The sequence below is a fragment of the uncultured Polaribacter sp. genome (assembly GCF_947501385.1).
Classification (GTDB): Bacteria; Bacteroidota; Bacteroidia; order Flavobacteriales; family Flavobacteriaceae; genus Polaribacter.
Genome location: NZ_CANMVP010000056.1, coordinates 1 through 5,336, shown reverse-complemented (window position 1 = coordinate 5,336; position 5,336 = coordinate 1). Strand labels below are relative to the sequence as shown.

General features: G+C 30.8%; 6 protein-coding genes. 3 read left to right on the top strand and 3 right to left on the bottom strand.

The genetic code is table 11. The features are described from left to right. Nucleotides 1-93: 93 nt before the first annotated feature. From Q0998_RS19060 to Q0998_RS19050, 3 genes are all read left to right on the top strand, one after another. Nucleotides 94-1,062 (top strand): hypothetical protein, encoded by a 969-nt coding sequence (locus Q0998_RS19060; RefSeq protein ID WP_299672977.1) that lies wholly within the window; start codon nucleotides 94-96, stop codon nucleotides 1,060-1,062. A 359-nt stretch (nucleotides 1,063-1,421) separates the two neighbouring features. Then, nucleotides 1,422-2,471 carry an ATP-grasp domain-containing protein gene (locus Q0998_RS19055; protein WP_299672973.1) on the top strand — a complete coding sequence of 350 codons (1,050 nt, stop codon included), beginning with the start codon at nucleotides 1,422-1,424 and terminating at the stop codon, nucleotides 2,469-2,471. Between the two features lie 188 nt (nucleotides 2,472-2,659). Beyond that, nucleotides 2,660-3,382 carry a hypothetical protein gene (locus Q0998_RS19050; RefSeq protein ID WP_299672970.1) on the top strand — a complete coding sequence of 241 codons (723 nt, stop codon included), beginning with the start codon at nucleotides 2,660-2,662 and terminating at the stop codon, nucleotides 3,380-3,382. Between the two features lie 340 nt (nucleotides 3,383-3,722). Here Q0998_RS19050 and Q0998_RS19045 read toward each other — a convergent pair whose 3' ends face one another. From Q0998_RS19045 to Q0998_RS19035, 3 genes are all read right to left on the bottom strand, one after another. Further along, nucleotides 3,723-4,337, bottom strand: a complete 615-nt coding sequence (locus tag Q0998_RS19045; protein WP_299672967.1) for a TetR/AcrR family transcriptional regulator — start codon at nucleotides 4,335-4,337, stop codon at nucleotides 3,723-3,725. A 45-nt stretch (nucleotides 4,338-4,382) separates the two neighbouring features. Then, nucleotides 4,383-5,138 carry an SDR family oxidoreductase gene (locus Q0998_RS19040; RefSeq protein WP_299672964.1) on the bottom strand — a complete coding sequence of 252 codons (756 nt, stop codon included), beginning with the start codon at nucleotides 5,136-5,138 and terminating at the stop codon, nucleotides 4,383-4,385. 6 nt (nucleotides 5,139-5,144) lie between these two features. Beyond that, nucleotides 5,145-5,336, bottom strand: a 192-nt coding sequence (locus Q0998_RS19035) for a hypothetical protein (protein ID WP_299672961.1), incomplete at its 5' end; no start/stop codon positions are given.

Below are 5,336 nucleotides of genomic sequence, written 5' to 3'. Positions count from 1 at the left end.
CAGCCCGTGTAAAACTAATACTGTAATTTAGTTGGATAAATTAAAAATAAAACGGAGTTATTAGACGAACTGACGTTAGCACCAATCTAGACAATGAGTAGTACAATAAATTCAAAAGAACAAAAAATACTTTGGGGAAGAGCCGCTGCTCGATGCTCAATGTCTGATTGTCGAAGAAAACTTACTTTCGATAAATCAAACGTTACTGAATCTATTACTCTTGGTGAAATGTGTCATATTGTTGGCGAAAAAAACAACGCAAAATCTCCTAGAGGTCTTAGTAAGCTACCTATTGATGAAAGAAATAAATACTCTAATTTGATTCTGCTCTGCTCGCACCACCATAAGATAATTGATAAAGATGAAGACAATTGGCCAATTGAAGTGCTTCATAATATCAAAGATGAACACGAATTATGGGTTGAAGAATCGTTAACTTCAACAACTATAACTCCTGAAACCATAGTCTATTCAAACATTATTGACAACTTAAATTCTTATTTAAAGTTAGACAAATACAATTGGTATATTGGAAATGCTGTTCGAAATATTATTCATAACGATTTAATAGACGCCGGTGATTATATTGAAGAAAGGTTATTAGCAATTGATTGGCCTGGAACAGATAAAGAATTAGAAAAATCTATTACGGTTTTAATGGAATCATTTTCTAAATATATAAATCACTTTCTAAAACACGCATCAAACTCAGCTCCAGACTACGAATTCTATAGAGAAGATACGGACTATAAACAAATCTACCCTAATCCAAATTATCATTACATTTCTCAAAGAAATATGTTATGGGCTAAAAAGAATTTTTTTTTACTATCTGACTATATTATAAACCTTAATTCTTTTGTAAAAAACGTAAGAAGAAATTTCAACCCTCTATTCCATCTAAAAAGAGGAAAATTTTTAATAATAGATGATTTTGGAATGTATCACGGAGGAGTTTCCACGATAGTGCTTCCTCTAAAAAAAGATGTAGATGAATGGTTGGATAAAATAGACCTTGAAATCGAAAGTTTTGAAGCCGAAAATAAAAAAGACAGGTGCTAATAACTAAGTATATGGCGTGCCGATAGGCCAACGCTATATATTCTGTTGACTGCTCTGGGAAGTTTTTAGATAAGGGGGGAATCGAAGTTTTGGGTGTTACTTATGGGAAGAAGTACTGCAAATTATCTTTCGCTTTTGTGTGCATTTTTTAAGTTTAAGTACTTCTATTGATACCGTACTTATAGAAAATTTTAAAATAAATCTATCTATATTGCAGGTGGTAAGAATTTTTATCTTTTTACAGTAAAAGCTAGCGTGGTAATAATTCAATAAAACTTTTTTATAGCCAGCTATATTAGCTGTATAAAGTGATAAAAGTTACGTATATAAATAAGTTGGCAACAAGCTTAAAAAACATCGTGAAAACAATAGCAATTCTATATCAATCGAAACTTCCGCCAATTAAAAATGGTGTTCAGAAACCTATGAAATCTGGTGGTTATTCTGACAGCGGAGCAGACATTGCTTGCGAATTGAAAAAGAATGGTATCAGAATTGTTACACCAATAAATAATCCGAATATTAAAACTGATTTAGATTGGGTATTTCCCGACACAAAAAAAGGAATTCAAGATGCGATAGACAAAGGTGCAAACACTTTTTGGTTAAATACCGTTTTATACAAAAGTCACGAAATCGTAAATTTCTTTGACCAAAATATTCAATTTATTGGACAATTACCAAATCAAGTTGACATTTACGATGACAAATATTTCACAAATGAACTTTTAAGAAAAAATAATATTTCTATTCCTCAAACAACATCAATTTCAACTGAAAACTTGACCAATTACTCATTGAATATTGATTTCCCATTAGTTGTTAAACCAATAAGAGGAAGAGGTAGTCAAGGTGTTTCATTGGTCAGAAACCAAAAAGAATTGGACGACAAACTAAACGAAATATTCACGAATAATAAATATGGAAAAACAGTATATCTTGAGCAATTTTTAAGTGGTCAGGAAATAACTATTACTGTAATGCCATCAGGCAATTATTTAATTGACAATCAACAAAAGATTTACAAAAAACCTTGGTGTCTTCCTGCTGTAAAAAGATTTAACCATAAAGATGGAATAGCACCTTATAACGGAATTGTTGCAGTTATGGAAAATAGTTCTGTTCTTGAAAACAACGAACTGAATTTAAGAAAAACTGTTGAAGTTTATGAACAATGTGAAAAAGCAAGTGAATTATTGAATATAAAAGCACCAATACGAATAGATTGTCGTGCGGATGAAAATGGAAATTATTTCCTGTTCGATTTAAATATGAAACCAAATATGACTGGACCATCAAGACCTCATAGGCAAAATCAAGATAGTTTGACCTTATTGGCATCGAGAAAAATTGGTTGGAATTATATAGATTTATTAAGAAATATGATTAAACAATCGTGGAAAGCCTGATTGCCAACACCGCTATAATTAATTGCTAGGTTTTAGCCAATTTACGAAATTTTTCGCAGACTTTCTATCTGTGATTTATTTGCTAACTTTAGTGCTTAAATTATGTAACTAATCATAATGTGCCGAGAAGCTGTCTACTTGAATCACGTTGTGTGCAAGTAACCCAACCAAATACAAATTTGAGGCTAATGAATATTAAATCGGAATTAGAAAAAATCTGGAATAATGATAATTCAAATGAACTACCTGAATTTGTAAAAGAAAGAGGGTTTGTATTTGCGGAAAACGAAAAACAAAAAGATATTCTAATAACTGGAATTAATCCTTCTTTTCGTGAAGGAGACCCGAAAAAGGGTTTTGGCTTTGATTTTCAAAAGACACTTTTTAATGAAAAATATGACAATTATTGGGGTCCCATAAAAAAGATGCTCTTAAATGAAAATATAGATTTAAGAAAAAATAGTGCGTATTTGGACATATTATATTATAGAGAAAGAATACAACCAACTTTAAAAAATGAATTTCTTAAAACTAAAGTTGGAATTGAATTTATTGCTAAACAAATAAGTTTAAGCCAACGTGTTATTGAAAGAATAATAAAACCGAAAGTAATAATCGTAAAAAACAAAGAATCTCAAGCTTATTGGGGAAAATATTCAAATAAAGGAACCTTCTGGATGGGATACGAATTTGAATTTATTGAAAACCTCTATTGTGGAGAATTATATAAAATTAAGAAATTAATTAAAACGAATAAAAGAGTAACAAATGAAATTGAGGAAACTAATTTGGAAAATACATTAGTCCTTTTTTCTCATCATATAAACCAGTACACATCCAAAGAGAAAAGATTGAGAACTGAAACTATTATGGAATTTATTAAAAATATAATACCAGCCCATAATAACTAAGTATATGGCGTGCCGATAGGCCAACGCTATCTATTTTGTTGACTGATCCGGGAAGTTTTTAGATAAGGCGAAATCGAGGTTTAGGTTTTACTGATCAGAAGAAGTACTGTGTATACTCTTTTCTATTTTGTGGCATTTATTAAGTTTAAGTACTTCTATTGATCCGATACTGGTAAAAGAATTTACAATAAATCTATCTATATTGCAGGTGATAAGATTTTTTATACTTTTACAATAAAAGTTAGTGTGGTAATAAACCAACAAAACTTCCGTATATCCAATCGTAATGGCTGTATAAGAGGATAAAAGTTCCGCATATAACGAGTTAGCACACATTTGGTCAACCCAACAAAGATAAGGCTAAATCGATAGAACCTTTCAATTCTTTCTCAACAGGATTGACTTTTGAAACAACTTTAATTCCAGCGTACAACATAAAAAGCAAAGATGCCAATGATTTTAAATCTTGATTAGTTTTTAATTGACCATTTTCTTTTCCTTTTTTTAAGTATTCATAAAAAAGGTTTTCAAAATTACGCTTGTTGTCTTCAATTATTTTCATCAAACTTTCATCATTTGGAATAAGTTCAGTTGTAGTATTTACTACAAAACAACCTTTAGCTTCCTTATCAAGAATTGCATCTTGAATAGCAATATCAAATAATTCTGATAATCCACTCTTAATATTTGGACGACTTTCGAAGAAATGAATTAAACCTTCAATATTTGACTTTCTGTATAATGCAAAGGATTTTTTAAATAATTGTTCTTTATCACCAAAAGTATCGTAAAGACTTGCTCTGTTAATACCTAAATGACTGACTAAATCCTGCACAGAAGTAGCAGAATAGCCTTGTTTCCAAAACAAATTCATTGCTTTGGTCAAAACTTCTTGTTCATCAAATAACTTTACTCTTGGCATAATAAAAAATGTGGAAACGTAAAACGTTTCCACAAAGATAATTTTTTGGAACTATCATTCCAAATATAGAGAAAAAAATTAACTCAAAAGAGGATTAATAATAATTCCACCATCGATATTGTATTCACTACCTGTAATAAACGAGGCGTCATCAGATGCCAAAAACGAAACAAGTTTAGCGATATCTTCAGGTTGACCAAAACGCTTTAAAGGAATACGATTTTGCATTGCTTCTGCAAATCCGTTTAATTGTTCTTCTTCCATTCCTGTTTTACCAAAAATTGGTGTTGAAACAGGACCTGGATTTACAGAATTAACACGAATTTTTCTCGGAGCTAATTCTGTTGCAGCAGTACGTGTATAAGAATTTAACGCAGCTTTAGACGCAGCGTAAATAGCTGTATTAGGCATTCCTGTATAAGCATTTACAGATGATAAATTTATAATTGATGCACCATCATTTAAAATTGGCAAAAACTTTTCAGTTGTAAAAAACGCACCTTTAAAATTAATACCCATTTGATGGTCGAACATTTCTTCGCTTATTTGTCCAATTGGAGCAGGTTGAAAAATCCCAGCATTTACGAATAAAACATCAACTTTACCGAATTGTGATTTAACTTCCTCGACTAAATTCTCTATTGCTGAAATACTTTTTACATCTGCAACTATTCCTTTAACACCAAGTTCTTGAGATGCTGTTTGAACTCTTTCCGAATTTCTTCCTGTAATTATAACAGTTGCACCTTGACTTTTCAATTCTTTGGCAGATGCATAACCAATACCACTATTACCACCAGTAACAACAGCAATTTTTCCATTTAAATTACTCATTTTTTCTTATTTTAATATAGTTAATAATAACGGAACGTTCATTCCGTTTACAAACATACGAATAACAGAACGAATATTCCAAATAAAATAACTAAATTTAACAGCCAAATAAAAACGTGTGCTAATAACTAAGTATATGGCGTGCCGATAGGCCAACGCTATATATTCTGTTGACTGATCCGGGAAGTTTTTAGATAA

Bases quoted from the DNA above. Each gene is read 5' to 3' on its own strand.
- Q0998_RS19060 (WP_299672977.1), top strand. From the start codon at position 94: ATGAGTAGTACAATAAATTCAAAAGAACAAAAAATACTTTGGGGAAGA.
- Q0998_RS19050 (WP_299672970.1), top strand. From the start codon at position 2,660: ATGAATATTAAATCGGAATTAGAAAAAATCTGGAATAATGATAATTCA.
- Q0998_RS19040 (WP_299672964.1), bottom strand. From the start codon at position 5,138: ATGAGTAATTTAAATGGAAAAATTGCTGTTGTTACTGGTGGTAATAGT.